23 protein-coding genes are annotated in these 25,485 nt (G+C 58.7%); 9 read left to right on the forward strand and 14 right to left on the reverse strand.

All coding sequences use genetic code 11. The features are described 5' to 3' along the window. The first annotated feature begins 34 nt into the window (after positions 1 to 34). From FTW19_RS01755 to FTW19_RS01765, 3 genes are all read left to right on the forward strand, one after another. The gene (locus FTW19_RS01755; protein WP_147645994.1) at positions 35 to 493 is read left to right on the forward strand and encodes a MarR family winged helix-turn-helix transcriptional regulator; all 459 of its coding nucleotides are present in this window, start codon (positions 35 to 37) and stop codon (positions 491 to 493) included. Between the two features lie 230 nt (positions 494 to 723). Next, positions 724 to 1,959: a threonine ammonia-lyase gene (locus FTW19_RS01760; RefSeq protein WP_147645996.1), complete on the forward strand. Its 1,236-nt coding sequence runs from the start codon at positions 724 to 726 to the stop codon at positions 1,957 to 1,959. Positions 1,960 to 2,156: 197 nt separating this feature from the next. Then, positions 2,157 to 2,426, forward strand: coding sequence for a hypothetical protein (locus tag FTW19_RS01765; RefSeq protein WP_147645998.1), 270 nt, complete (start codon positions 2,157 to 2,159; stop codon positions 2,424 to 2,426). Positions 2,427 to 2,494: 68 nt separating this feature from the next. Here the strand turns inward: FTW19_RS01765 and FTW19_RS01770 are convergent, their stop codons facing one another. The 4 genes from FTW19_RS01770 to FTW19_RS01785 form a co-directional block, all read right to left on the reverse strand. Beyond that, positions 2,495 to 3,082, reverse strand: coding sequence for a YceI family protein (locus tag FTW19_RS01770; RefSeq protein WP_147646000.1), 588 nt, complete (start codon positions 3,080 to 3,082; stop codon positions 2,495 to 2,497). A gap of 105 nt (positions 3,083 to 3,187) precedes the next feature. Next, positions 3,188 to 3,895 (reverse strand): pirin family protein, encoded by a 708-nt coding sequence (locus tag FTW19_RS26230; RefSeq protein WP_147646002.1) that lies wholly within the window; start codon positions 3,893 to 3,895, stop codon positions 3,188 to 3,190. Further along, on the reverse strand, positions 3,892 to 4,365 hold the full coding sequence (locus tag FTW19_RS01780; protein WP_147646004.1) for a MarR family winged helix-turn-helix transcriptional regulator: 474 nt from the start codon (positions 4,363 to 4,365) through the stop codon (positions 3,892 to 3,894). Before FTW19_RS01780 ends, FTW19_RS26230 begins: the two co-directional genes overlap by 4 nt. A 193-nt stretch (positions 4,366 to 4,558) precedes the next feature. Then, a complete protein-coding gene (locus FTW19_RS01785; RefSeq protein ID WP_187143206.1) occupies positions 4,559 to 7,705 on the reverse strand; it encodes a diguanylate cyclase in 3,147 nt (1,048 codons plus the stop codon). Between the two features lie 82 nt (positions 7,706 to 7,787). On the opposite strand from FTW19_RS01785, the gene FTW19_RS01790 reads away from it, so the two are divergent. Beyond that, on the forward strand, positions 7,788 to 8,393 hold the full coding sequence (locus tag FTW19_RS01790; RefSeq protein ID WP_147646007.1) for a YceH family protein: 606 nt from the start codon (positions 7,788 to 7,790) through the stop codon (positions 8,391 to 8,393). An 88-nt stretch (positions 8,394 to 8,481) separates the two neighbouring features. Here FTW19_RS01790 and FTW19_RS01795 read toward each other — a convergent pair whose 3' ends face one another. Next, a complete protein-coding gene (locus FTW19_RS01795) occupies positions 8,482 to 9,381 on the reverse strand; it encodes a LysR substrate-binding domain-containing protein (RefSeq protein WP_147646008.1) in 900 nt (299 codons plus the stop codon). A gap of 85 nt (positions 9,382 to 9,466) precedes the next feature. Here FTW19_RS01795 and FTW19_RS01800 point away from each other — a divergent pair, with 85 nt between their 5' ends. Further along, a complete protein-coding gene (locus FTW19_RS01800) occupies positions 9,467 to 9,982 on the forward strand; it encodes a GNAT family N-acetyltransferase (protein WP_147646010.1) in 516 nt (171 codons plus the stop codon). 454 nt (positions 9,983 to 10,436) lie between these two features. Here the strand turns inward: FTW19_RS01800 and FTW19_RS01805 are convergent, their stop codons facing one another. The 4 genes from FTW19_RS01805 to FTW19_RS01820 all read right to left on the reverse strand — a co-directional run bounded on the left by FTW19_RS01805 (position 10,437) and on the right by FTW19_RS01820 (position 15,577). Beyond that, positions 10,437 to 11,204: a hypothetical protein gene (locus FTW19_RS01805; protein WP_147646012.1), complete on the reverse strand. Its 768-nt coding sequence runs from the start codon at positions 11,202 to 11,204 to the stop codon at positions 10,437 to 10,439. A gap of 123 nt (positions 11,205 to 11,327) precedes the next feature. Beyond that, positions 11,328 to 13,574, reverse strand: a complete 2,247-nt coding sequence (locus tag FTW19_RS01810; protein ID WP_147646013.1) for a M56 family metallopeptidase — start codon at positions 13,572 to 13,574, stop codon at positions 11,328 to 11,330. 28 nt (positions 13,575 to 13,602) lie between these two features. Then, positions 13,603 to 13,986 carry a BlaI/MecI/CopY family transcriptional regulator gene (locus FTW19_RS01815; protein ID WP_147646015.1) on the reverse strand — a complete coding sequence of 128 codons (384 nt, stop codon included), beginning with the start codon at positions 13,984 to 13,986 and terminating at the stop codon, positions 13,603 to 13,605. A gap of 397 nt (positions 13,987 to 14,383) precedes the next feature. Continuing rightward, complete coding sequence (locus FTW19_RS01820; protein ID WP_147646017.1) at positions 14,384 to 15,577, reverse strand: class I SAM-dependent rRNA methyltransferase; 1,194 nt, start codon at positions 15,575 to 15,577, stop codon at positions 14,384 to 14,386. Positions 15,578 to 15,618: 41 nt separating this feature from the next. Between FTW19_RS01820 and FTW19_RS01825 the strand changes: the two genes are divergently transcribed. Continuing rightward, positions 15,619 to 17,301, forward strand: a complete 1,683-nt coding sequence (locus FTW19_RS01825; RefSeq protein ID WP_147646018.1) for an NAD-dependent malic enzyme — start codon at positions 15,619 to 15,621, stop codon at positions 17,299 to 17,301. A 14-nt stretch (positions 17,302 to 17,315) separates the two neighbouring features. Continuing rightward, entirely contained in the window at positions 17,316 to 18,461 is a 1,146-nt protein-coding gene (locus FTW19_RS01830) for an NAD(P)/FAD-dependent oxidoreductase (RefSeq protein ID WP_348641862.1), read from the forward strand. 178 nt (positions 18,462 to 18,639) lie between these two features. Here the strand turns inward: FTW19_RS01830 and FTW19_RS01835 are convergent, their stop codons facing one another. From FTW19_RS01835 to FTW19_RS01855, 5 genes are all read right to left on the reverse strand, one after another. After that, positions 18,640 to 19,377, reverse strand: a complete 738-nt coding sequence (locus FTW19_RS01835; RefSeq protein ID WP_147646020.1) for a hypothetical protein — start codon at positions 19,375 to 19,377, stop codon at positions 18,640 to 18,642. Then, positions 19,374 to 20,300, reverse strand: coding sequence for a hypothetical protein (locus tag FTW19_RS01840; protein ID WP_147646021.1), 927 nt, complete (start codon positions 20,298 to 20,300; stop codon positions 19,374 to 19,376). Before FTW19_RS01840 ends, FTW19_RS01835 begins: the two co-directional genes overlap by 4 nt. Positions 20,301 to 20,329: 29 nt before the next feature. Then, entirely contained in the window at positions 20,330 to 20,851 is a 522-nt protein-coding gene (locus FTW19_RS01845; protein WP_147646023.1) for a hypothetical protein, read from the reverse strand. 91 nt (positions 20,852 to 20,942) lie between these two features. Then, positions 20,943 to 21,668, reverse strand: coding sequence for a hypothetical protein (locus FTW19_RS01850; RefSeq protein ID WP_147646024.1), 726 nt, complete (start codon positions 21,666 to 21,668; stop codon positions 20,943 to 20,945). Between the two features lie 2 nt (positions 21,669 to 21,670). Beyond that, positions 21,671 to 23,230, reverse strand: a complete 1,560-nt coding sequence (locus tag FTW19_RS01855) for a type VI secretion system Vgr family protein (protein WP_147646026.1) — start codon at positions 23,228 to 23,230, stop codon at positions 21,671 to 21,673. A gap of 252 nt (positions 23,231 to 23,482) precedes the next feature. Here FTW19_RS01855 and FTW19_RS01860 point away from each other — a divergent pair, with 252 nt between their 5' ends. Both FTW19_RS01860 and FTW19_RS01865 read left to right on the forward strand, forming a co-directional pair. After that, complete coding sequence (locus FTW19_RS01860; RefSeq protein ID WP_147646027.1) at positions 23,483 to 24,631, forward strand: acyltransferase family protein; 1,149 nt, start codon at positions 23,483 to 23,485, stop codon at positions 24,629 to 24,631. 43 nt (positions 24,632 to 24,674) lie between these two features. After that, positions 24,675 to 25,394, forward strand: coding sequence for a M15 family metallopeptidase (locus FTW19_RS01865; protein ID WP_147646029.1), 720 nt, complete (start codon positions 24,675 to 24,677; stop codon positions 25,392 to 25,394). The last annotated feature ends 91 nt before the right edge of the window (positions 25,395 to 25,485 follow it).

Here is a 25,485-nt window from a genome sequence, read left to right on the forward strand (position 1 = left end):
TATCAGCTAGCTGCGATAGAATATCAGCTAGCTGATGATTGAAAACGACAGGAACGCGGAAAAAACCTCCCGGAAACAATCGGAGGCTCGCCGGACCCTCAAGCTGCTGAAGCGGCTGACACTTGGTTTCCGCGCGCGGCTGGACGAAGATCTGCGGCCGTTGGGCATCACGCTGGCACAGCTCCGCGTGCTGCACGCTATCAAATCAGAAGCCACAGCCAGCGGCGCCCAGGTGGCGCGGGAATGCAGCATCACTCCCCAAACCGCACATGGCCTGATTCTGCGCGCAGAGAAGAACGGCTGGATCGTCCGTCAGCAGGACGCAACCAATGAACGCCGGCGCATCGCCAGCCTCACGGCAACCGGCGAAAAGCTGCTCCAGGATACCGACGTGGTTGTACAGAAGATCGAGATGGACCTGTGGGAGGGCGTAAAACGCTCAGACCTGAAAGCCATGAACGACCTGCTGGAGATGGCCGCAGACCGGCTGTAGGTTTCTTATGAACAAAGGCTGGGTGCCCCACATACGCGAAGCTTATGTGGGTGTATCGAGCGTTAGCTCGATCCGCCTTTATTCATAGAACCGATAATCCGGAAGCAGGAAGAACTGGAAGCAATTCGAGCTCCGCTCGAATGTCCCACATAAGCTACGCGTATGTGGGGCACCCGTCCTTATCTGAGAGTCGAGTTCACGAGACTCCCCCTCATTTACCCTAATGTCATATGGCGACCGAGACAGCGACCCCGAGCGTTTCCCTTGCGGATGTGCAAGCCGCCCGCGAACGGATGCGCGGCAGTGTCTACGAATCTCCCTGCTCCCGTTCGGAGAGGCTGTCCAAGACCACCGGACTTGAGATCTATCTCAAGCTCGAAAACCTGCAGATGACCGGCAGCTTCAAAGAGCGCGGTGCCCTGAACAAGATCGCCACCCTCACCGCGGAGCAGGCCAGCCGCGGCGTGATCGCCGCAAGCGCAGGCAATCACGCCCAGGGCGTCGCCTATCACGCCACCAAGCGCGGCATTCCCGCCACCATCGTCATGCCGGTGCAGACGCCGCTGGTCAAAGTCACCGCCACTCGCAACTTCGGCGCCGAGGTGGTCCTGCACGGAGCCAACTATGACGAGGCCTACGCCGAAGCCCGGCGGCTCTGTGATCTGAAGGGCATGACCTTCGTACATCCCTTTGACGATCCCGTCGTCATCGCCGGCCAGGGCGTCATCGGCCTGGAGATTCTGGAGCAGGTCCCTGGCCTGGAAGCAGTCGTCATCCCGATCGGCGGTGGCGGACTAACCGGCGGCATCGCCGTTGCGCTGAAAGAGACCAACCCGAAGATTCAGGTCGTCGGCGTGCAGACAGCCCGTCTGGCCAGCATGAAGGCCGCTGTAGAAGCAGGCCATCACGTCACCCTCGACGCCGCCACCACCATCGCCGACGGCATCGCCGTACGGCGCGCCGGTGACGTCACCCTTCCGATCGCGGAGCACTACGTCGACCGCATCGTGACCGTTGAAGAAGATGAGATCGCGTCCGCCATCCTTGTCCTGCTCGAACGGGAAAAGACACTCGCCGAAGGCGCGGGCGCGACTGCCCTGGCCGCCGTCATGCAGCATAAGACCGGTCTGCCGCCCGGCACCCGGACAGCGGTCCTGGTCAGCGGCGGCAATATCGACGTCACCCTGCTCTCGCGCATCATCGAACGCGGTCTGGTCAAAGACGGCCGTCTGATCCGCCTGCGTATCCATCTACTGGACAAGCCGGGCGCGCTCGCCGAGCTCACCGAGCTGATCGCCACCCACCGCATCAACATCGTGGATACCCTCTACAACCGGGCCTACTACGATGTGAACCTCGGCGACACCGCCATCGATATCACTATGGAAGCCCGTGGCCCGGAGCATGTGGCGGAACTGCTGGCAGCCTTGACGGAGCGGGGCTTCCGCCACCAGCGCGTCCAGTAACCTGACCGGCAAACCATCGTGACTATTGCCGGTCCCAAAACCCCGCAGTAAACTTTTTGTTCAACGTTACATACATTCGTTGATACTGTGGTGCTCCAGAGAGAGGCGCCCTGGTATGCACGTTTTTAAACGTGCATACTTCTCTTTGCCTCACTGTCTGCGTCACAAGGCATCCTACGCTTCTGGAGAAAAGCACGATGGCTCCAAACCTGCAATATGCAACCGAAGAAGAGCTCAGCACTGGACCTACACCCCAGCGGCTTGCAATTGAATGCGGCATTGTCGCCGCCCTGTGTTTTCTGGCCCTGAAGTTTGGCGGCTTCCATAGGGGAGGCAATCCCCTGGGCGAAGTCGTAGAGATCAACTTAGTCTCAGCCCTTGTCATCTCTACCGTAGTCACTCTGCTCTTTCTGGCCGCACGCGTGTGGCGCATTCAGGGCAAGCGGGAGAGTTCTTCAGACGAATAGGTGGAACGTCACTTCAACAGAAAAGGCCTCCCTGGCGGGAGGCCCTTCTGTTTCGTTACCGATTACGCTTACTCTTTGTCGGCCTCAACATCGATGGTGATCTTCACCAGATCGCTGACCACGGCATCCGGGAACTTGCCACCGAAGTTGAAGTCAGAGCGCTTGATGCTGCCGGTCGCCGAGAAGCCGGTCACCAGCTTGCCCTGCTGATTCTTCTGGGGAGGCGTCGGTCCATCGACCGTCAGCGTCACCGGCTTGGTTACACCGTTCAGCGTAAGGTCACCGGTCACCAGATAGCTGTCGCCGGAGCGCTTCACCTCTGTCGACTTGAAGGTCAGCGTGGGGTACTTTTCGACGTCGAAGAAGTCGGCTGACTTCAGGTGATCGTTGCGCTTCTGAACACGTGTATCCAGACCCTTGGTCTCAACCACTGCGGCGACGGTCGACTTGGTGGGGTCTTTCTCATCCCAGTTCACCGTACCGTTCACAGCGCCGAGCGAGCCACGCACGTTGGACACGGAGAGGTGCTTGACCTGGAAGCCTGCCTCCGAGTGGTTCGGGTCGATCTTCCATGTCGAAGTCTGAGCAAATGCCTGCGATCCAACCAGAAGCAGGCCTCCAAGAAGGGATGCAACGAACGTACGAGTCACTTTCATTTATGTCTCCAAAATCCTGGTTGGGGAGCGCCCCAGGCGCCCGGGTTGAGGTTGATGGTGGCAGGAAGCGCGCGGGCTGCGACGGCCCGCGCGACCGTATCCGGCTCAGGCTACGAGTTCAAAAACCAGCACCTCGCTGCTGCCTGTGCTTCCCGACTGCAAATGAATCTTTGTTTCCTGCCGCAGAGCAGCGGCATCGCCTGCTTGAAGGGACGTTCCGTTAACCTGAACGTCACCCTTCACCACATGTACCCACGCCGAGCGTCCTTCTGCAAGCGGATAATCAAGTTCCTTACCCGGCTCCAGCTCCGCTACGGCTACCGCGGCGTCCTGGTTGATCATCGCTGCGCCGGCCACCGGCGTCGAAGAGGCAAGTACGCGGAAACGGTTCTTTTTCTCCGCCGGATCGAAGGCCAGTTGCTCATAGCTGGGCTTCTCGCCGCGGGTACGCGGCTCAATCCAGACCTGGAACAGGTGCACCGGTTCTGCGTTCGATCCATTGAACTCGCTGTGTACGACACCCGACCCTGCAGACATACGCTGGATCTCATTCGGCCCCAGCTCTTCTGTATGGCCCATGCTGTCCTTGTGCGCCAGCTTGCCGGAGATGACGTAGGTCAGAATCTCCATATCGCGGTGCGGGTGCGAGCCGAAGCCACGGCCGGGAGCGACCACATCCTCATTGATCACCCGCAGCGGACCGAAGCCCATGTGGCGGGTGTCATAGTAGTTGGCGAACGAAAACGTGTGGTACGTATCCAGCCAGCCATGATTGGCGTGGCCACGCTCTTTGCTCTTGCGTACGGTAATCATGCTCTCTCCTGCCGCTGGGACTTCGTCTTGTTGGTGGCGGCGGCGGTCTGGCCCAGCTTCTTCAGGCCGTCATGCAGCGCCCGGCGGTCAGCGGCCGAAAGCGGCCGCATCATCTCCTCCAGGTCGCGGCTGTGCGCCGAGAAAGTGCAGCGGATGAGCTTCTCTCCTTCGTCCGTCAACTCGACGACACGAACCCGCCGATCCGTCGCATGAAACCCGCGGCGGACCAGGTTGCGGCGCTCCAGACGGTCAATTGCAGCCGTTGTGGAGGCGTTCGCAAGTCTTGCCTTTTCAGCAATCTGCGTCATCGAGAGAGGGCCTTTGTGCAGCAGCATCTCCAACACAATGAAGTCACTCAACCCCAGGCCCGTGCCGACAATGGATTCTTCGGCAAAGGTCCGGACAGCGTCGTAGGCCTTCATCATCACCAGCCAGAGGCGGGTTGCCGAGAGTGCTTTCTGCTCGCTCATGCCTGTCCTGCTCCTTTCTACTACATCAGATGTTTCGATATCGAAATAGATTCAGCGAGAGCGTTCCCACCAGCTTTGTTGGCTGAGCAAAGCGTAGTGGAGAAATCCACTTTTCTACCCAGGGCCTACGTTCCCGGGGAACGATGGGCAAAAGCAGATTTCTCCGCTTCGCTGCGAAATGACAAAAGAGTACCTACGCCGTCTGTCCAGAGGAAGTCTGAACGCAGTTCTTCCCCGATCGCTTAGCCCGGTAGAGTCCCTGATCCGCACGAGAGATCAGAGCCTCCAACGACTCCTCTTCGCCCATTGAGGTCGCCAGGCCGATGCTGGTCGTCGTGTGAAAGACGATTCCGGCGTATTCGATCGGGGCCGACTCCACCATCTGGCGAAGCCGCTCTGCCATTTGCAGCGCCTGGCTTTCGTCGGTCTCCGGCAGTAGAAGGATGAACTCCTCGCCTCCGTAACGGCTCAGGATGTCTGAGGTACGAATGGAGGAGGCAAACATGGTGGCGATGGCTCGCAATGTCGCGTCACCGGCACTATGCCCCATGGTGTCGTTGGTCTGCTTGAAGTTGTCGAGGTCGGCCAGCAGCAGGCTGTAGCTGCGGCCTGACCTGTGGGAGCGCGAGACCTCCAGCGAAGCACGCTCAAAGAAGCCGCGACGGTTCAGTGTTCCGGTCAGCTCGTCATGCAGAGCAATCCTCGCCAGTCGCTCATTGACGCGGATCAGCTCCTGGCGGCTCGACTCCAGCTCACTGGTTCGCGTCGCAATCACGGCCTCCAACTCCCGCTGACGGCGCGCCATGTAAGCAAGCCGGATGCGGACCAGCAGCAACACGACACCAATCGTTAGCAGGATCAGCAGGATCTGAAACCACAAGGTCTCGGTCACACCATTGCGGATGTGGATGGGAAAGCTGATCTCCTGCGATGGTCCTGCGCCATTGCGGCTGACAGCACGGATATGGAAGACATACTGGCCGCCAGGAAGGTTGGTGTAGGTCGCGGAACGGCGGCTGATGCTCGGCACGCTCCAGCCATCGTCGAAGCCTTCCAGTTGATAGGAGTAAAGCGTGTCGTCGGGAGAGGTGTAGTCCAGCAGGGCGAAGTTCACCTCAAAACCGCGATGGGACGGAAAGCTCAGTTGTCCTGCTCCTGCCTGGCGTGCCAACAGCACCGGCGACTGTGCCACTCCCTGCACTGTCACCTCGGTCGCCACGAGTGGTGCTGCAAAGGTCCATGGGTGGAGCTTCTGCGGCCGGACGATGACCACCGAGGAGTTCCCCGGAAAGAGGATGGTTCCGTCGTCCAGCATGCCGGAGCTGAACAGATTCTGCGCCGTCGACTGCAATCCATCTGGAACTCCGTACCGCCGCACGGCAAAGCTCTTTGGATCGACCGCCGCCAGCCCCCGGGGCGTATTGATCCACATCGTTCCGTCGAGCCCTCTCCTGATCACCAGGATGATGTCATCCGGCAGATTGTTACGGTCGTGGTCGATCGTGCGGAATCGCGCCGTCCCATCCGGCTTGAGCTCATCCAGCACCTGAACGCCGGAGCCAATGGAACCGATCCAGAGGCGGCCCTGAGTATCCTCCGCAATCGGCTGGATATTATCCGTCGCAATCGAAGCTGGATCGTTCTTGTCATGGCGTACATGACGGAAGCTTTCAGCTGCAGGATCAAAGAGATCCAGCCCCAGCCGGGTCGTTACCCAAAGACGTCCATGCGAGTCCCTGAGCATGTCGCGGACATAATCGTCCGAGATGCTGGAGGCATTGTTCTGATCGTGGGCAAAGACCTTCAGTTGGCCGGTGCGCCGGTTGTAGCGCGCCAGACCGTTGTAGCTTCCCGCCCACAGGTCATCGCCATCCACCAGGACCGCATTCACGATCTGCTTGCGAAGAAAGACATCGTCGACAGGGCGGTAAGTCCGCGTCGCAACATCGATCAGGTACAGGCCAATACCACCAGCGACCACCGTCTTCTCATCCACCGGCTTGATCGCCAACACTTCGCGGTGGGAGATCTGATCTCCGCTTATTCCCGGCGCAGGCTGTATCCGATGGATGCTTCCATCCCGATCAATCTCTGCAAACCCGCCCTGGTCGAAGCCAACCCATACCCGGCCGTACCCGGCGCCGACGCTACGCACCTCCGAACCAAAGAGACGGTCCGGCCTCAGCGGGGAGCTGCGGATGTTGAAGATGCCGCGCCCATTCACGGTGATGGAGGAGAGACCGCTGTCGGTCCCCAGCCATACCACACCGGAGCGATCGCGCAGCATGCCGCGAATGAAGTCATTGCTTAGGGGCGCGGATGCCGTTGGGTCCTTAGCCCAGTGCAACGTCTGCCCCGTCGCCGTATCGACCGAGAACAAACCCGCGCCATAGGTCGCAAACCACAGCAGGCCAGGCTGCATTTCCAGAAAGACACGCACCGTGTGAGGCCCAACCGACGATCCCTCGCCCGCGAGCCCGGGATATCCATGGATCGTCCCGGACGCTCGATCGACAGTCCCTACCCCGGTCGTGTCTGTCCCTACCCAGATTCCCCCGGCATGGTCCTGGAAGATCGACCACACAGCAGGTCTCTGTCCCAGCTTGTCGTCGCCGGCGATAAATGCATAGTCCCCGGCACCCTTCCCCAACAGATAGAGCCCTGTACCGGATCCTACCCAGAGGTTGCGATCCTTATCCTGCAGCAACGCAAAGATTCCGCCGGACGGCACTCTGCCGGTAACAGGCTTACCCGTTAGTCCGCCGTAGAGATCGAACTCACCGGTATTGTCGTGATAATGTGCGAATCCGTTCTGTGTACCAATCCAGACACCGCCCTCTCCATCAGGCGCCATGCAGAAGACACGCGCCTTCCGTAGCACGGATGGCGTCTTCGCCGGAATGACAAAACTGTCTGTCGCCGGCTGATAGATAGAAAGACCGGCGCTTCCCGTGCCGACATACAGGCCGCCATCGGCACGAGGCAACAGCACCCGCACATTGTTATCCGGCAGAGAACCCGGATCATGGGCGTCGTGAGTGTAGTTATAGATCTGGTAACCATCGAACCGGGAGAGCCCGCCGAAGCTGGCGATCCAGACATAGCCTGCAGTGTCCTGCGCGAAGCCATAGACAGAGTCATGGGGCAGACCCTGCTTCATGGTCATCACATCGAAGTTCATCTCGGAGATAGCCTGAAGCTTATCCCCATCCAATCCGGCAGCCGAACCAGTCTGTGCGCCGGCTCTCGCTCCACAATTAAAAATCCCGGCCAGCGCAAGAAACCATAGCGCCGGACGGAGAATCCACCACTCCGCTTTCACCCACGACCGCCGCGTCACGACTCTTCGTCCAAAGGGAAAAATATCATGCCCCGAGGTATCTTCCCCAGGCTTTTTGTCACAGCGGACTATGCTGATGCATATGGAACTCTCTGCCATGGAAGCGCGCGTGCTCGGTGGGTTGATCGAGAAAGAGATCAACACCCCGGAGTACTATCCCCTGTCTCTGAATGCATTGATCGCCGCATGTAACCAGAAGTCATCGCGCGAACCCGTCATGGAGCTCAGTGAAGAAGAGGTGCGTTCCTCCCTCCGCCATCTGGAAGACATCGGTTACACCTCCACTGTGCACGACAGCCGCGTGCTTAAGTTTGAACACCGCGTACGCACGGTGCTGAACCTGCGCCGTGACGAGACCGCTGTTTTGTGTCTACTGCTGCTGCGCGGACCCCAGACTCCGGGAGAACTACGTACACGCGCCGACCGCATGTACACCTTCGATGATCTGGCGGCCGTGCAAAGCACGCTGACACGCATGCTGGAACGAGAGACACCTCTCGTTGTCCTGCTGCCCCGCCAGGCGGGAGCAAGGGAAGCCCGTTACGCACATCTGTTGTGTGGGATGCCGGAGACCAGTGAAGTGGCTGCTCCTGTCAAAGCATCTTCACCCAGCCGCCTGGAAGAGCTGGAAGCCCGCATCGCCGCCCTCGAAGCCCGCGTCACCGAACTTGAGACGAAACAGGGTTAACTTTTTTGTCACCCCGCAGGGATCTGCTTTTCGAGTTCTTGATGGAGACCCTGGCATTCCACTCACCCATGGCGTACGTCTTCAACTTTCAACTTTTAACTCTTCCAACTCCGCTCCTCAGAATCTCCGCAAAACCCTTAACAATCGCTCGATGTTCGCCCTCGCGATACGCCAGTTCCAGGTCGCTGCGCACCTTGACTCCCCGCAGGCGTACACACACCACATCGTTCAGCGCAATCTTCTCGACACACGCAGGCGCCACCGTGACCCCAAGGCCTGCACCCACCAGACGCAGCAGCGTCAGCCACTGTGGCGCCTCCTGCACAATCTGTGGCCGGAAGCCGTGCTCTTCGAAGATGGACATCGGCTTCTCAAACGCCCGCGTTCCCGCAGTCGGAGCATGAAAGACAAACGGCTCGTCGCGCAGCGCAGCGGCCGAGATGCTATTGCTGGCGGCGAGTGGATGCCGCTTTGGAAGCACGGCAACATAGGGCTCGCTGAGCAACGGCTCCACATGCAGGCCGTTGGCAGGACCGCCATCGCGCAGAATGCCCACATCGATCTCTCCGCTCGTGAGAGACCGCATCACCAATGCCGTGTAGCTCTCAAAAAGCTGAAGCTGCACCTTGGGAAACCGGCGGCGATACGTACCGAAGGTACGAGGCACGACCGTCAGCATGGCCGAGCTGATAAAACCCACACGCAGTAAGCCCTGCTCACCGCGTCCGATGCTGCGGGCCTCCTGCATATCATCCTGCACATTGCTCAGGGTACGGCGTGCGCGTTCCAGAAAAGCCTCGCCGGCGGCAGTCAGGCGAACTGCCCGTGACGTTCGCAGAAAGAGCTGACAGCCAAGGATCTCCTCAAGCTTGCGGATCTGCTGTGAGAGCGGAGGCTGGGCGAGATGCAGGCGGCGTGCGGCGCGTCCGAAGTGGAGTTCGTCCGCGACGGCGACGAAGTAGCGCAGATGACGCAGCTCGATATCCATATCTTTAACATCCTAATGTGGATAAACAGGATATTGGACATATCGCACGTGGGGCGAAAGACTCAGACGTACTGGAGGTGACCCCATGCAGGGCGCTTTGCTGCTGGCCGATCTCCCCGTCGAAAGCGGGCGAGTAACCATCCGTACCTTCCAACCTGGAGACGAAGATGCCTTCCGCTCTCTGAACGAGAACTGGATCAGCAAACACTTCAAAATGGAAGAGCACGACTACGAGACGCTGGACGATCCACACACGCACATCCTGAAACCAGGCGGACAGATTCTATGCGTGGAAGAGGATGGAGCTGTCTTTGGGTGCGTCGCTCTGGTACCCATGAAGGAAGCGCGCAGCTTCGAGCTGGCGAAGATGGCCATCGATGACTCCTGGCAGGGACGCGGCATGGGCCGCAGACTGCTGACCGCGACCGTGGGTTATGCGCGCGATGTTCTGAAGGCGAAGAAGCTCTTTCTCGAGAGCAACGCGAAGCTGAAGAACGCTGTACACCTCTATGAGGCTGTCGGCTTCCGTCATCTTCCACCGGAGCGAGTGAAGACATCACCCTATGCGCGCGCAGATGTGCACATGGAGCTGGTCTTCTAAATTAAATTTCGCAGCATTACGCCAAGGTGACCGGCATCCCGGTGAACTCGTTCGCCGGGGTTACGGGTAGGGAGAACGACTGCTCCTCTACCCAACCTTCCTGAGGGGCTTCAGCGCAAAGCTGAAGCCCTATTTTTGGTTCTTCGCGCCGGGTATGGCGACCGAGCAGTGTAAGCGCTGAAGGCGCGCTCTATACCAGCCTGGGGCAACGCCCCAGGTATGCTGCCCATAGAAAGCAAAAGGGCTGAAGGCCCGCTCTATAATTCCGCAGTGAAGGTGAAGGATACACCGTGGTGTCTGAATCTAATGTTCATGACATGGATCATGAAGAGCTTTGCCATCCGAAACGTTGAAGAAGCAGGTCCTTCACTCCGTTCAGGATGACAACATTTATGGCTAAAGCCCAATCTCTTTGGATCTGTTTAACCGTGGCCTGAAGGCCACGGCTCCCACCCTACTCATCCAACTTGAAGGTCTTGATCTTCACCAGCTTGGCAACCGTCAGATCTTTCAACCCTCTCGCCTTCATCTTCTCGATAAACGCCTTATCGATATGAAAGACACACATCTCGATCAATTCCCTGTCACTTGGATTCAGCCCCATCGACTTGATCTCGCGGATGCGCTCCGGCGTGACGCCAACAGCCTTCATCTCCGTAAGCTTGTTGGCCCGGAGCTCAGGATATCCCTCGGCCGCGATGGCGCGGATGTATTCGGGATCGACGTGCAGAGCCCGCAGCCCCATCAGGTGGTTCGCTGTAAGGTTGGTAACACCGGTAGCCTGTATCTGCTTGATCCACGCGATAGAGACGTCCAGCATCGCAAAACCCTCCAGGCGCTTGTCGGGAATCTCTCCCTCCAGACCAAGGGAACGCACCTGGCGCGCGTAGTCCATGTTAGGGGTAAAGGTGTAGCGGCCCGCGAGCATGCCGTCATGCACGACACCGTTGCACCGCATCTCTCCCGCGTCTGCATGCAGACGAGCATCCACCGGCGTTCCCTCCCGGGTCAGCAAGTCACGTGTGATGCCCCAACGCTCCCAGCCCATGTTGGAGTTCGAGGTGCCGCAACCGCCATCACCCTCACAGTCTGTGCGGTTGATGAGAAGCGAGACCTGTTCAGGATGCTTCTCCGAAGCCGAAAGCATGCACACACCGGTCCGTGTTTGGGCGTGCGCCGCCGTTAGCCCCAGAACAAGGAGCGTGAGTGTAAGCGTCTTCATGATGTCTCCTTAGCGCATTTTTCCTGTTACCGGGTATCCCGTAAGTGGCGTGCAGCGGCGTTTTCATTGCGGAAAACGCCCATAGATACACAAGCCCTGCACTACACCCACAGGAAAAATGCTTTAGTCTTCGAGCAGGCCGCTGATCTTCAGCTTCACCAGCTTGTCCAGAGAGGTGTTGTTGAAGCCATGCGACTTGGCCTTTGCGATAAAAGCTTCATCGATGTGGAAGTTTGCGGCCTCGCGGATCGTTTTCATATCCGCGTTGGGGAAGGTTTGCTTCACCCAGCGCGTGTACTCCGGCGTCACGCCCTGGGCCTTGAGCGAGACCAGCTGGTGAGCATCCAGGTCGGTGAAACCTGCAGCCGCCATGCTCTTCGCATACTCCGGAGTCACGCCGACGGACTTGATGCTGACAAGGTCATGCAGGTTCTGTACCGGGATCCCCGAGCTCTTCAATCCTGCCGCGTACTCCGGCGTAATACCCATGGACTTCAATGCGACCAGATCATGCACAGTCGGCGAACCGTAGCCCATGCCGGCGATCTGCTTGGCATAGTCACCGGTGATGCCCAGACTCTTCTCTGAGATGACGTCGTGCAGCGACGCAGGTGCGATGCCGGAGTTCTTCAGCTCTGCGACATATTCCGGTGAAACTCCCATCGACTTCAGTGCAACTAGATCATGCAGATTCGGTGTGCCGATTCCGATCTGCGCGATAGACTTCGCGTACTCGGGAGTGACGCCGACAGACTTCATACCGACCAGATCGTGCAGCGTGGGCTTGCCGTAACCGGACTCGGCCACTGACTTGGCATACTCCGGCGTCACGCCGACGGATTTCAGGCTGACCAGGTCATGCAGCGAGGGCGTGCCGTAGCCTGCCTCCGCCATCTTCTTCGCGTACTCCGGCGTGACACCGACGGAGCGCATCGAGATGATCTGGTCGAGGTCCTTATCCAGGTCCAGCGGATAGCCGGCATCCTTCATCTGCTGCAGATAGGCTGCACCGCCTTTGGCGGCGTCCTGGAACATTTTCATGCGTGCGACGGAGACGACGGGAGCGACATTCGCGGCGACAGCGACATTGACTGCCGGAGCCACTGCAGCCTGTATCGAAGAGTTAACATCCGGAGCAATGTTGGCCAACGGTTCGGGTTCCGGATTTGCCATCGGCGCCGCTGGCCGGTCAGGTTCCGGCTGCGCAAGCGGTGCGGGATGCTGTTGCTCAACAGCGGTGGGAGCCAGGGCTGGCGCAGCCTGCGGAGCTGCGATGCTCTCAGCCATGATGGGAGCCGGAATCGGCACGATCTTTGCCTGCTGCTTCAGTCCCTGCGCCATCTTCGGCGCCAGCATCAGGCCCACCACTACCGCTCCGGCCACTGCGGCCTGTACACCACTCTTCATTCCTGCCTCCATCTGTCGACCCTCTCCCAAAATCTGTTTCACCCTGCCCAGCAGCGGCGTGTGTCCGTTATTGAGCGCCACAGCCAGCCGCAGCCGCTCGGTACGTTGTTCTTCCAGGCGCAGCAAGGCCTGCGCATACACCACCGGATCGGCACAGGTCTGCGCCGCCACAGCGTCGCAGCACACCTCACGCAGATCACGCGCCCGGCGGCTGATCCACCACACCGCCGGATGGAAGAAGAGCAGGCTCTCGATGGCTGTCTGCAGCAGGTTTGCCGCATAGTCCCACCGGCGGATATGCGCCAGCTCATGCGCCAACACCGACTCCAGCTCCTCCGGCTCAAGCTGAGCCAGAATGCTCGCCGGCAGAATCACGGCTGTGCGCCACACTCCCATTGCCAGCGGCGACAACACCTCGTCGGAGAAGCGCAGGGCGACGTTGCGGCCCGTGCGAAGCTGCCGATTGATGCGCTGGAAGATAATCTCTAGCTCCGCCGGAACCAGCCCCGTGGCGCGTCGCCGTACCAGCTCCAACTGCCACCATCCACCGGCGGCACGAAGGGCGAGCAGCAAGACACCACCGATCCAGATACCGTCGATCCAGGGAAGAATGCGGTCAGCGTTCCAGGCGATCCATAGCTCGCTTTCCTGGACGACCGGTGCGGCGACCGGAATCTCTTTCACGATTGCTTCGTGGAATGCTCCAAGCTGCGATGCCGCCACAGTCTGCCCGTCGTGCGAGATATGCACCACCAGCCGTGACTGGTCGACATAGGTTGCGATGGCGGCCAACGGCATCAGCAGCGTAGCAACAAGTGCAATCAGATAACGCGTATTTGCTCCGGCCTTATGCGTCAGGCGGTCGGCAATGCTGTAGAACATCGCAATCGCCGTTCCCTGCCAGCAGAAGTGCAGCAGAGTCCAGCCCAGCGCCACCATGGTTCCGTTGTCGATCAATCTCATCAGTCGCCCCTTCCGCCGTTGCTCTGACTTACTTTTTGCGGCGCTTTAGAAGTTTGCGAATCTCGTCCAGCTCTTCTTCACTGGCCTGTTCCATCTCCAGTGCGTGCAGTGCGAGCTGTGCCGCGCTTCCGGCGAAGAAGCGTTCGCTCAGCTCCCGCATAAAACGGCGCTGCGCATCCTCACGCTTGATCGCTGCGCGGTAGACGTGAGCGCGCTCGCTCTCGTCGCGCGTGACCAGACCCTTCTCGGTCATGATCTGCATCAACTTCAGCACGCCAGTGTAGACCACGGGACGCTGCGCATTCACGTCCTCGAAGATCTCGCGAACCGTGGCCTGACCACGATTCCAGAGAATCGTCAGCAATTCAAGCTCGCCTTCGGTCGGTTTGGGTGTCTCCCTGTTCTTCATCATGGGAGGAACGTTATACGAATTCATTCGTATGTGTCAACGAAAAAGTTCGTACGAAGATTTTTGCACGATAAATGGTGCAGCCTAAAAGACGCCCATACACCGGGTGCCCCGGGTCCCTAAAGGGACCTGGGCATTCGCGCGGAGCTCGAACCAAGGTGGGAGCCGTGGGCTTTCAGCCCACGGGTTATCGAGTATGGGAAAGTTGGGCTTTTAGCCCTGGGTTCTCTTCAATTGGATAGAAAGAGCCCAGGGCTAAAGCCCATCGTTTAAAGCTCTTAATCAGCGGGCTGAAGCCCGCTGCTCCCACCCAAATACAACCTAGAGATAGAGCCGTCAAAGTTAGGCGCATCAAGCAGATTTCTCCGCTTCGCTGCGGAATGACAAACAAAAGAAACGACTAATCGACGCGCGTAATCAAGCACTTCAAATAACGCGTCTCCGGCAGCGTCAACACCTCCGGATGATCCGGAGCCGCGGCCCGCGTCTCCAGCAGCCGCACCCTGCGCTTCGCGTCCGCAGAAGCCGCCGCGACCGTAGCCACAAAATCCTCTAGGTGCACATGGTGCGAGCACGAACACGTCACCAGCACACCACCGGGCTTCAACATCCTCAGTGCCCGCAGGTTCAGCTCCTTGTAACCACGCATCGCACCCTCGGCCGCACGGCGCGTCTTCGCAAAGGCCGGCGGATCGAGCACGATGGTGTCAAAGCGTTCATTCGCAGCATCGTACTCACGCAGCAGCGCGAAGGCGTCACCCTCGATCCACTCGACGGGCTTCTTTACCTGCGACGCATTCAGTTCCAGATTGCGGTCAGCAACCTCCAGCGCTGCACGGCTCTGGTCCACCGCCGTCACTTCGTCGCACACCCGCGCCAGATGTAGGGCAAAGCCTCCCTGATAGGTACAGACATCCAGCGCACGTCCGCGTGCGTAGCTTGCCGCTGCAGCATAATTCAGACGTTGATCGAGAAACGCTCCCGTCTTCTGCCCTGCATTGGCGTCGTAATGAAACTTCAATCCATTCAGATCAAAAACGGTCGCCAGCTTTGCCTCGCCGCGATTGAAGATCGCCTCAGCCGGAGCCGGCGCGAGCTGCTCCAGCTCACGCACACGCGGATCAGGCCGCTCGACAATCGTTGCAATGCTCTCGATCTCACGCACCACTTCCACGACGGCATCGCGAACGGCCGCCTGCGCTGTTCCCTGTGTTAATAGCTGCAGCACGGCGAGATCGTTGTAACGATCGAGCACAATCCCGGGAAGCTCATCCGCCTCACTGAAGATCAACCGGCATGCAGCCTGACTCTCACGACGCGAGACCGATGCACGCACACGCTCACGCACCAATGTCAGGTACCCGGCGCGATCCAATGCTGGATCAGTAGAGACCATGCGCAGCGCAATCTGCGAGGCCGCACTGTAGATGGCCGCGCCGAGTGGAATGCCGCGATTATCGGCCACGGCGACCACGGCGCCGGGCGCGATGCCCTCGGGAAGAGACTGCACATCCGAGCTGTAGACCCACACGTGGCCGTCGCGAATGCGATCGGCGGCGCGGCGGGAGATGGCGATAAACGACTGCTGCTTCACCCCTTAATCGTCGCACAGGAATAAAATCGACCCCAGCACCTATGGCGCAGGACAAAACGATCTATACCTCCCTCACCGGCTTTGGTCTGCTGAACAGCCCGGCATTGAACAAGGGCACCGCATTTACCGAAGCCGAGCGCGACGAGTTCTTTCTTCACGGCCTTCTGCCGCCTCAAATCGGGACCCTCGACCAGCAGGTAGAGCGCCGCATCAAGGCCTTTCGTGCTTTGAACAGCAGTCTCGAGAAGTACGTCTTCATGCGCGACCTGCAGGACCACAGCGAGACCATCTTCTACGCCCTGGTCTCCCGCTATATCGAGGAGATGCTTCCTATCGTCTATACACCCACCGTAGGCGAGGGCTGCCAGCGCTTCTCGGAGCACTATCACACCCCGCGCGGCGTCTATCTCAGCTATCCCAACAAACACCGCATCGCGCAGATCCTCTCTCACCCTCGCTACGACCACATCCGCTGTATCGTCGTCTCCGATGGTGAACGCATCCTTGGTCTGGGAGACCAGGGCGCGGGCGGCATGGGCATCCCCATCGGCAAGCTGGCGCTTTACACAGCGCTCGCCGGTATCCACCCCATGTGGTGTTTGCCTGTCTTTCTCGACGTGGGCACCGACAACCAGGACCGCCTGGATAACCCGCTCTATATCGGCTGGAAGAACCGCCGTATCCGGGGAAAAGAGTACGACGAATTCGTCGAAGAGTTCGTCCGTGCCGTACGCCGCCGTTGGCCGCACGTTCTGCTGCAGTGGGAGGACTTTGCCGGAAACAACGCAAGCCGCCTGCTTGAACGCTACCGTACGAAGGTCTGCAGCTTCAACGACGATATCCAGGGCACGGCGGCCGTCTCCACCGCCACCATCCTTGCAAGCTCCTCGCTCACCGGCATTCCGCTACGCGATCAGCGTGTCGCCATCTTCGGCTTTGGCTCTGCGGGCACCGGTATTGCCCAACTGCTGGCAAAGGCCATGCAGGACCAGGGCCTCTCTCAAGCCGAGGCGCGCAGCCGCTTCTTCCCTGTCGATATCGGCGGCCTCGTCCTGCAGGACACACCCAATCTGCGCGACGACCAGAAGGCCTTCGCACAATCGCGCTCTGTTCTCGCCAACTGGCAACTCAACGATTCCGGCTTTATCAGCCTTGAGGATGTCGTCCGCAATGCGAAGCCCACGGTGTTGATCGGTGTCTCAGGCCAGTTTGGCGCCTTCAACGAGACCATCGTGCGTGAGATGGCGAGACACGTTGCGCGGCCCGCGATCTTCCCGCTCTCGAACCCGACCTCACGCGCCGAAGCTACGCCGCTCGACCTGCTGCACTGGACTGAGGGACGCGCCATCATCGGCACCGGCAGCCCCTGGGGCACGGTGGAATACAACGGAGCTCCTTATCGCGTGGCGCAGACCAACAACTCCTACATCTTCCCCGGTCTCGCGCTGGGCATCATCATGTCGCGCGCCAAGCAGGTTAGCGACGGCATGATCATGGCCTCCGCAAAGGCTTTGGCCGCGGTAACGCCCTCCTGCAGCGATCAGAGTGCATGCCTGCTGCCGGAGATGAGCCGCATCCGCGAAGTCTCGACCACCATCGCACTCGCTGTCGGCATGCAGGCTCAACAGGAAGGCCTCGCAGCCGTGAAAGGCGATACCTTCGAAAAGGCTCTGCGCGAGCATGTCTGGGAACCAGTCTATGTGCCTTACCGGAGGCGCAAATAGCCGCGTGGGATGCCATCGTCGTCGGCGCCGGAGCTGCCGGGATGATGGCTGCGATCGAAGCCGGCAAACGCGGCCGTCGTGTGCTTGTGCTCGACCATTCGCAGCGTATCGGACGCAAGATTCTGATCTCCGGCGGCGGACGCTGCAACTTCACCAATATTGGCGCACGCGCCGAGAACTATCTCTCGGCGAACCCGCACTTCGCCAAATCTGTCCTTGCGCGTTATACACCGCGTGACTTCATCGCTCTCGTCGAGAAGCACCGCATCGCGTATCACGAGAAGACGCTGGGGCAGCTCTTCTGCGATGGCTCCGCACAGCAGATCGTCACCCTGCTCGAACGTGAGGCTGCGGAGGCCGGAGTCACCATACAGGCCGATACCGCCGTGCAGGAGGTACAGCACGGCGATTCCTTTACGTTGCGCACCAACCGCGGAGACTTCCACGCTTCCGCATTGGTTATCGCTACCGGCGGTCTCTCCATTCCCAAGATCGGCGCAACCGGCTTCGGCTATGACATCGCCCGCCAGTTCGGTCTGCGTGTGCGCGACCTCCGCCCCGGCCTGGTGCCGCTGGTCTTCAACCCGGACGATACCAAGCGTTGGTGCGATCTCACCGGGCTCTCCACAGAAGTGGTTGCCTACGCCGGCAAACGCAGCTTCCGCGAGAAGCTATTGATCACACATCGCGGTATCAGCGGACCGGCTGTCCTGCAGATCAGTTCATACTGGCAGCCCGGCAGCGCGCTGCGCTTCGACATTGCCCCAGGCAAGAAGGTACTTGAAGCGTTGCAGGCCTCGCCAAGCGGACGTGAGACAACCGCGCTGCGTCAGGCACTTTATGCTGCTCTTCCACAGCGCTTCGCTGACCGGTGGATAACAACGCATCCCCAGCAGAAGTGGAGCAACGCCGCGCTGGAAGCAAGTGAGCAGGCGCTGCATCAGTGGGAGATTATTCCCGCCGGTACTGAAGGCTACGAGAAGGCCGAAGTCACAGCGGGCGGTGTCGATACCGATGACCTCGATGCAAAGACCATGCAGGCACGCAACGTGCCCGGCCTCTTCTTCATAGGCGAGGTTGTCGATGTCACTGGCTGGCTCGGCGGCTATAACTTCCAGTGGGCCTGGGCCTCGGGCGCTGCCGCGGGACGTGCCTTGTAGATGGCAATCGTTCGAATAACCCATGTTCTGGGTGCCCCAGGTCCCTTAAGGGACCTGGGTATTCGAGCGGAGCTCGAACCGTTTTCATCTACCTGGACTAAGAAGCAGATTTCTCCGCTGCGCTGCGAAATGACAAACAAAAAGACTGTTTCGGTATCACCGGCGACGTTAATCGTCCTCAGCGCATTGCAACCTTCATAGAGCTGTCAATCATCTCCCGCGCCTTTTCAAACGATGTCCGCACGACAAGAAAGATAGATTCATCGTCAGGATCTTCCCGCAGATAGAGATCGACTCCAGCAAGACAGGCATCGCGCTCGTTCTTCGACAACCGGATCAGTGTCTCCGCATCCAGCAGAGGAACATAGAACGGATAACTGCGATAGACATCGTCATCGATCTTTCCCTTCAGCCATGTCGAAATCTGCCGCGCCTCTCGCTCGGCCCATCCTTCCGAAGCAACAATCTCCAGCAGAGCTCCAGAGCCTGCCATCTGCTCTTCTACATCCTGGCGAGCATCTTCATCTTTGGCAAGAATCCGCCGCACCTCATGCGAGAGCGTCGGAAACTTCTGGCCCGGCAGACGGTGCGTGAAATCCCGCTTCGTCATCGAACGCGGCGGCTCCCTGTCGGGCCACACTCCCATGGCGAGGCTGGGTATCCACTTCGAACTGTTGCGGCTCAGCAAGGTCGCGCCCCCTGGGCGAGACAACTGTGTCATCTGAATCAGGATCTCCCGGCGCAGAAGCTTGTTCTGCTGCCGTTCCATCCAGCGCTGACAGCCAGAGAGAACCTCGATCAGGTCTGCACGCTCCTCCTCCGAAAGCGGAAACCTGCATTCGATGCGAAGAGCTGATAGCTCCTCAGGGCCCCGGTCAACGATAGGAAGCTGTTCGATCTCCCATTGTGGTTTCATTGCGGCTGTTTCCTTTCGAGGTCAAACACCGGATGAGGTTCGCCGTCCTGACGCATCTTCTCCAGGATCTCTGTCAGCACCTCATCCAGACTGTCTTTGCAGGCGAACAGAATCCCCCGGTCATCCGGGCTCTCCGCAATAAATACATCGAAGACCTCAAACCATTGAGCGAGGTCATCGGGTGTGGCCGCCAGGAAGTCGCTTGCTTTCCAGTATGGAATGATGAAGGTCAGGCCGTCGAAGGAGGCTTCGTCTTCGAGACCTTTGCCGAATACCTGTTTGCTCTTCTCCCGAAAGGCGTCTCCCATCAGAAAGGTCGCCTGCCATAACGTGTCGGTGTCGAAGTGCTTGAAGGCGGGCATCTCCCGAACAGCTGGATAATCCGGAATCGGCGGAGGTGTAGTCGCGGGATCGGGAGGAAGATAGATCATCGTATATCCGCCGTTCCCCAGGAACAGTTCGCGCTTCCATTGCTCGTCCCGGTGCAGAAACCAGAACATGTAATCGGCGACGTGTTCATTGAAATCGAACTTCGCTTTGCCCTTGATAACCGCATCGAGGTCTTCTTCGGTAGGAATCGGCGGTAGCTTGCCGTTCGGCTTTCGTCCAAGCCCCATCAACGGTATCAGCTTCATCTGGTGCCGATGCAGCGTCTCCTTCAGGTGGCCTTGAGGCGCTGTGAGCTTCATCTGCAGAAAGCTCTCCTGCCTCAGCTTGCCGTCCTTTGCGAGTACGGCGTGAAGCTCGTCGAAGAACCGGTGCAGCCACTGAAGTTCTCTGCCGTAGACCGGTGTGTTACTGACCGGCAGCCAGTAGAGAGAACAGACGCTAACGTCGTGCGACTTTCTGATTGGCAGCATCCCCTGCTCGGGAATGGGGTTGAGGCGGCTACGAGGCTCTTTCTTCGTCGTCTCTGGATTCATCGAAGATCACTGCTTCCCCAAAACTGAAACTACTGTTGTTTTGCCTGCTTCTGTGCCTTGATGGTTTGCTCGATAAAGGCTTTTCCGGCATCTTCCGCACTTACACCGCGGTTCGGTTTCGGTGCCTGCATACCGGTCGGCTGCGCGCTGCCTTTGACCTGCAAAAGGAATTGATTCGCCGCATTGGCCGCTTGAAAGTGGCCGTTGCGCGACGTCCATCCGCTGCCCGTAGGAATACGATCCCCCGATGTCAGCGCGATATACAGCATGTGGCTTCGGCCATCGTCCTGTGCGACTTCAGCATGATCGACGGCTGTAAGTGGATAGACGGTCTTCGTCGTCCGGAAGAATGCGTGATCCTCGATGACCAGGTTGTGGTCCGCTTTGGAGAACATCAGAGTGGAGGTCTGTGTGACCGTGTAGATACACAGCACGAACGGAATGAAACCGGCAAGGAACAAGATCGATACCGGTTTCAAACCAGTCTGCTTGATCAGAATTGCAAAGATAATAGCCAGCGGAAATCCGATAACGGCCAGAGGGATTGCCACAAGATACTCCGGCGGAAAGTGCAGGATAAGATCGCCGTTCCTCGCGTGCAAAATCTGGATCGCTGATGACCAGGAAAAACCCATGTACTCCTCAATCGAAGGGGGTGATTGGCGTGGGGGCGGGCAGCGCGTTCGGCTTGAACGGAGTTCCGAAGCGAAGCATCGCAATCAAAGCACCCGTCACCATCAGCTTTGCCGAAGTCAAACGGATCGCGGTCTTGATCGCTGCGATCTTCGTATCGATTGCCTTCGCGTCCATCCGGAAGACAGAGATGTCGCCCTTCCACATGCTGAGATCGAACTTGGCGCCGTTGATCGTGGTAGCTGTAGTGCAGACGTCCAACTTGGCAATGTCATACAGCGTGACCCGCAGATCATAGCGATGGAAACAGTCTTTGAACGACTGAAGCCATGACTCGGGATGCGTCTCGACCAGGTCTCCCTGGTAGTTGCGCGTCGTTACCCCGGTAAAGTGCTCGGTTCGCGTGTTGCCGTTCAACTGCATATGAGGACCGAAGTGGCTCACATTTGTGGATTGAACCACCGTTGATGTGAGATTTCCATTCAGCGTGTAGATGTGATCGACAGTGATGGTCTCATTCAGCGTGCCAGTGAGCACACTCGTCATATCTCCGGTCTGGTAATAGTTCAGATTGCCTCTGATCTCACGCAGGACATTTCCCGTGACCTCATCCCACTCCTGAAATGCCGGAGAGCCGCTGAATGGGATCCTTGCTCCCATCGTCGGCAGCTTCGCATCGTTCGCTCCATAGGTTCTCGTGCCAACCTTGATCGATGTATCCATGACAGGCGCCATGACTAGTTGGTCTCCTTGGTAAAGAACTTGCTGCGGATGTGGACCTGGCCATTCGGCGCGCTCAGGCAGATATCTCCATCTTCGGAGTGCACCAGGATCGTGGACCGCCCGTGTTCATCGGTGTTTTCCAGCATGGCAATACGCAGCTTATTCGGCGTGGCCATGACCAGAGACTCTTTGCCCTGCTTATCGATGAACTGGATACGGTTTCCGCTCTTGGTCATCAGGCGCTTGATGTCGTTGTTCGGAATCTCGCCACCGAAGAACGCATCGCGCGGCTGTTCATGGACACCGTTCCATAGAGCTCCAATTACAACCGGACGCTCCGGATCGCCATCTTCAAACGCCACGGCAACCTCATCTCCAACCTCGGGCATGAACATGAACCCGCGGCCAGGGCCGGCGTGAGGACTGGTCGTTCGTGCCCAGTGCGTCGAGCCGTTTTCCTGCCAGAAGAACTGGACTTTGACCCGTCCCATCTTCTTCGGATCGTTGTGATCGACCACACGGGCCGGAACGATTCCGTTCCAGGTGCGGGCGACCGGAGCATGCTGATTGCGATACTCCTTCCACGGCGTGCAGACAAAGCTGTTCGTATAGCCCTGGGGAGTCCAGTTATGCTCCACACGCACCAGGCCGTAGGTGCCCTTTGCATCCAGAGTGCCGCTGATCGTCACCGTATTACCGGCTAACAGCGTCTGATTACGCGACTGTCCGCGCCCAGTAATGGCGCTGCCGATCGAGCGCTCGCTCTCCGCCTGCAATTGATCGTTGTAATGATCCAGCGTAACGGCGCGAGCCCGCTGAGGCTCAAAGCCCGGCGGCAGTTTCTGCGATGCCGACTGCACTGCGCTGGTAAGCCGTTGAGCTCCATCATAGAACTGCGGCGCCTTCGACACATTGTTGAAGGTATTCGACTGCATGACGTGGTGGTCATAGTGCGAGCCGCAAAAGCTTGCCGGCGAGAGTGTGCCCTGCAAGCTGAAGCCGGTCAGTCCACCCTCTTCTCTCCAGTTAACCGAAGAGCCGCTCCGGAAGCTGTTGAAGATCTCGACGCCACTCTCGTTCGGGCGAAGCCACGCTCCGTAGTCATCGACGATACGGTTCAGGAACGAGAAGTCGGTCTCGCCATACTGCACATAGTTCAGCGGCGAACCATCGCCCGCGTTGACGCTTACTGCAACGCCATCGCGGCCGCCGATGGTACCGGCAATCGATGAGAGCGTCTGCGCCGGAAAGTACTGCTTGCGCTCCGTCACGTCGAGCTTATAGCTGGTGCTTACCGCCATCAGGTAAGCCGTATAGCTTCCCCAGATCTCGTACACCAGGCGAACATCATAGAAAAAACCCGAAAAGTGGACGTGTTTCGTGCCGTCCTCATCGGTGGTTGTGATTTTTACCGTCTTCCCAAGCAGATCTTCTACAGGGAGACGGTTGTCTTCGGTCTGACGGCAGGCAATGGTGCACCACCAGTGCTGGTTCAACTCCTGCACCACATCGACTGACGTGAGGATAGAGTCCTGCAGCAGGCCGTCACTAATCTCAACGGAGGGTAAAGCCATGGGGGAGCTCCTCGGTTGTGTTCGTTAGCCAGTTAGATGCCGAGTTCGGGGGAACTCGTTCGATTTCGATCAGTCTATTTCACATCTCCAGTCTCAATCCACGAACCCCGCCGCGATTTGCGATTAAATAATGATGAAGTCCCGTCGAGGGCTTCTCGAATTCATCGCAAAATAATTGCCTTGCCTGCCGAGGAGTACTCGTGCTTGTTCTAGCCGAGTCCGGGTTGCGTATGTAAACATGGACGCGCCGAAATGAACACAACTTTAACCGCAACCTCCACAGCCACGATTGCGCCCGCGAAGAGTCACTACGTCGTCCTGGACGGCCTGCGCGGCGTCGCGTCCCTGATGGTCGTCATCTTTCACACCTTTGAGGCATACGCCGACGGGAACCCGATCAAGCAGATCATCAACCATGGCTACCTGGCGGTTGACTTCTTCTTCCTGCTTTCCGGCTTCGTCATCGCCTATGCCTATGACGACCGCTGGAGCCGCATGGGCCAGTGGGAGTTCTATAAGCGGCGCCTGATCCGGCTTCAGCCAATGGTCGTAATGGGCAGCCTGATTGGCGCGGCACTCTTCTACCTCCAGGGCGGCAGCATGTTTCCGCTGGTGAACTCAACCCCGGTATCGAAGATGCTGCTGGTCATGCTGCTGGGCTGCACGCTGCTCCCATTGCCGGTCTCCCTGGATATTCGCGGCTGGAGCGAGATGCATCCGCTCGACGGTCCGGCATGGTCCCTGTTCTTCGAATACGTTGCAAATATTGCATATGCGATCGGCCTTCGCAAGCTTTCGAATCGAGTTCTCGCGATACTGGTATTGCTTGCAGGAATCTTTCTTGGGCAGGTCGCGATCTTCGGGCCACGCGGTGATCTGATCGGCGGCTGGTCGCTGAACGCCGCACAGCTTCACATTGGCTTCGCACGTCTATTGTTCCCGTTCCTTGCAGGCATGCTGTTGATGCGTGTGGGAAAACGCATTCATACGCGCGCGCCCTTCGGCATCTGCACGCTGCTTCTGGTAGCAGGACTTGCCCTACCGCGATTTGGTGGAGCACAACACCTCTGGGTCAACGGGATCTATGACCTTCTGTGTGTCATCATTCTGTTCCCCATCATCGTTGCGATTGGCGCGGGAGAGAAGCGCGTGGACGGTCCCTCCATCCGCATCGCCCGTTTCTTCGGAGACCTCTCTTACCCGCTCTACATCACACACTATCCGCTGATCTACATCTACACCGCATGGGTGGTGCAGGAGAAAGTACCACCCGCTCGCGGTGCTGTGTGGGGCGTAGTCCTTGTGATTGCAGCCGTGTCTATCGCGTATGCCTGTTTGAAGCTCTACGACGAACCGGTCCGCCGCTGGCTCAGTCGTCGCTTCCTGGCAAAGACTTCCTGAACCGGCATTGCTCTCGCGCTCATGCCATGACACCATCTGGATCATGAAACAATCTCTTTGGCTGACTGCCAGTTGCATGCTCGCGTTGACCTCGGCGCTGGCTCAATCACCGGTCTTCAAGATCACGCCTCTGCGCCCGGTCGAAGAGCTCCGCAAAGAGGCATTGGCCGTCCAGCCTCCCCACGAGGAAGGCGCTTTTCTGCAGCCGGCGCTCACCGAGTTGGTAAAGTTCGATCCAACGATCAAGCTCGACATCCGCTACGCCACAGCGAACAACTTCCTGGGTACACCGGTTTATACGCAGGCACGCGCCTTTCTAGAGCGCCCAGCGGCAGAGGCCCTGGTACGTGCAAGTCAGGAGCTGCGGCCACTAGGCTACGGCCTCATCATCCACGATGCCTACCGCCCCTGGTACATCACCCGTATCTTCTGGGACGCCACGCCGGATAACCTGAAGATCTTTGTCGCCGATCCCAAAGCCGGCTCAAAACATAACCGGGGCTGCGCCGTCGATCTCTCGCTCTACGACCTCAAAACCGGGACAGAGGTCGTCATGCCCAGCGGCTACGACGAGATGACCGAACGCGCCTATGCCAACTACAACGGCGGAACCGAGGAAGAGCGTAGCCGGCGGAGTATTCTGCGCCATGCGATGGAGAAGCAGGGATTTCAGATCAATCCAACGGAATGGTGGCACTTCGACTATAAGGACTGGAAGCAATATCCGATCTTGAATAGCCCCTTCGAAACCCTGAGCAATTAGCGTTCTGCCTCTAAGGTTCGTGCCACAGATGATGAAGTGCATTTGCCATCCGAAACGTTGAAAAAGCAGGTCCTTCACTACGTTCAGGATG

It is taken from the genome of Terriglobus albidus (genome assembly GCF_008000815.1).
In the GTDB taxonomy this organism is placed as follows: Bacteria; Acidobacteriota; Terriglobia; order Terriglobales; family Acidobacteriaceae; genus Terriglobus; species Terriglobus albidus_A.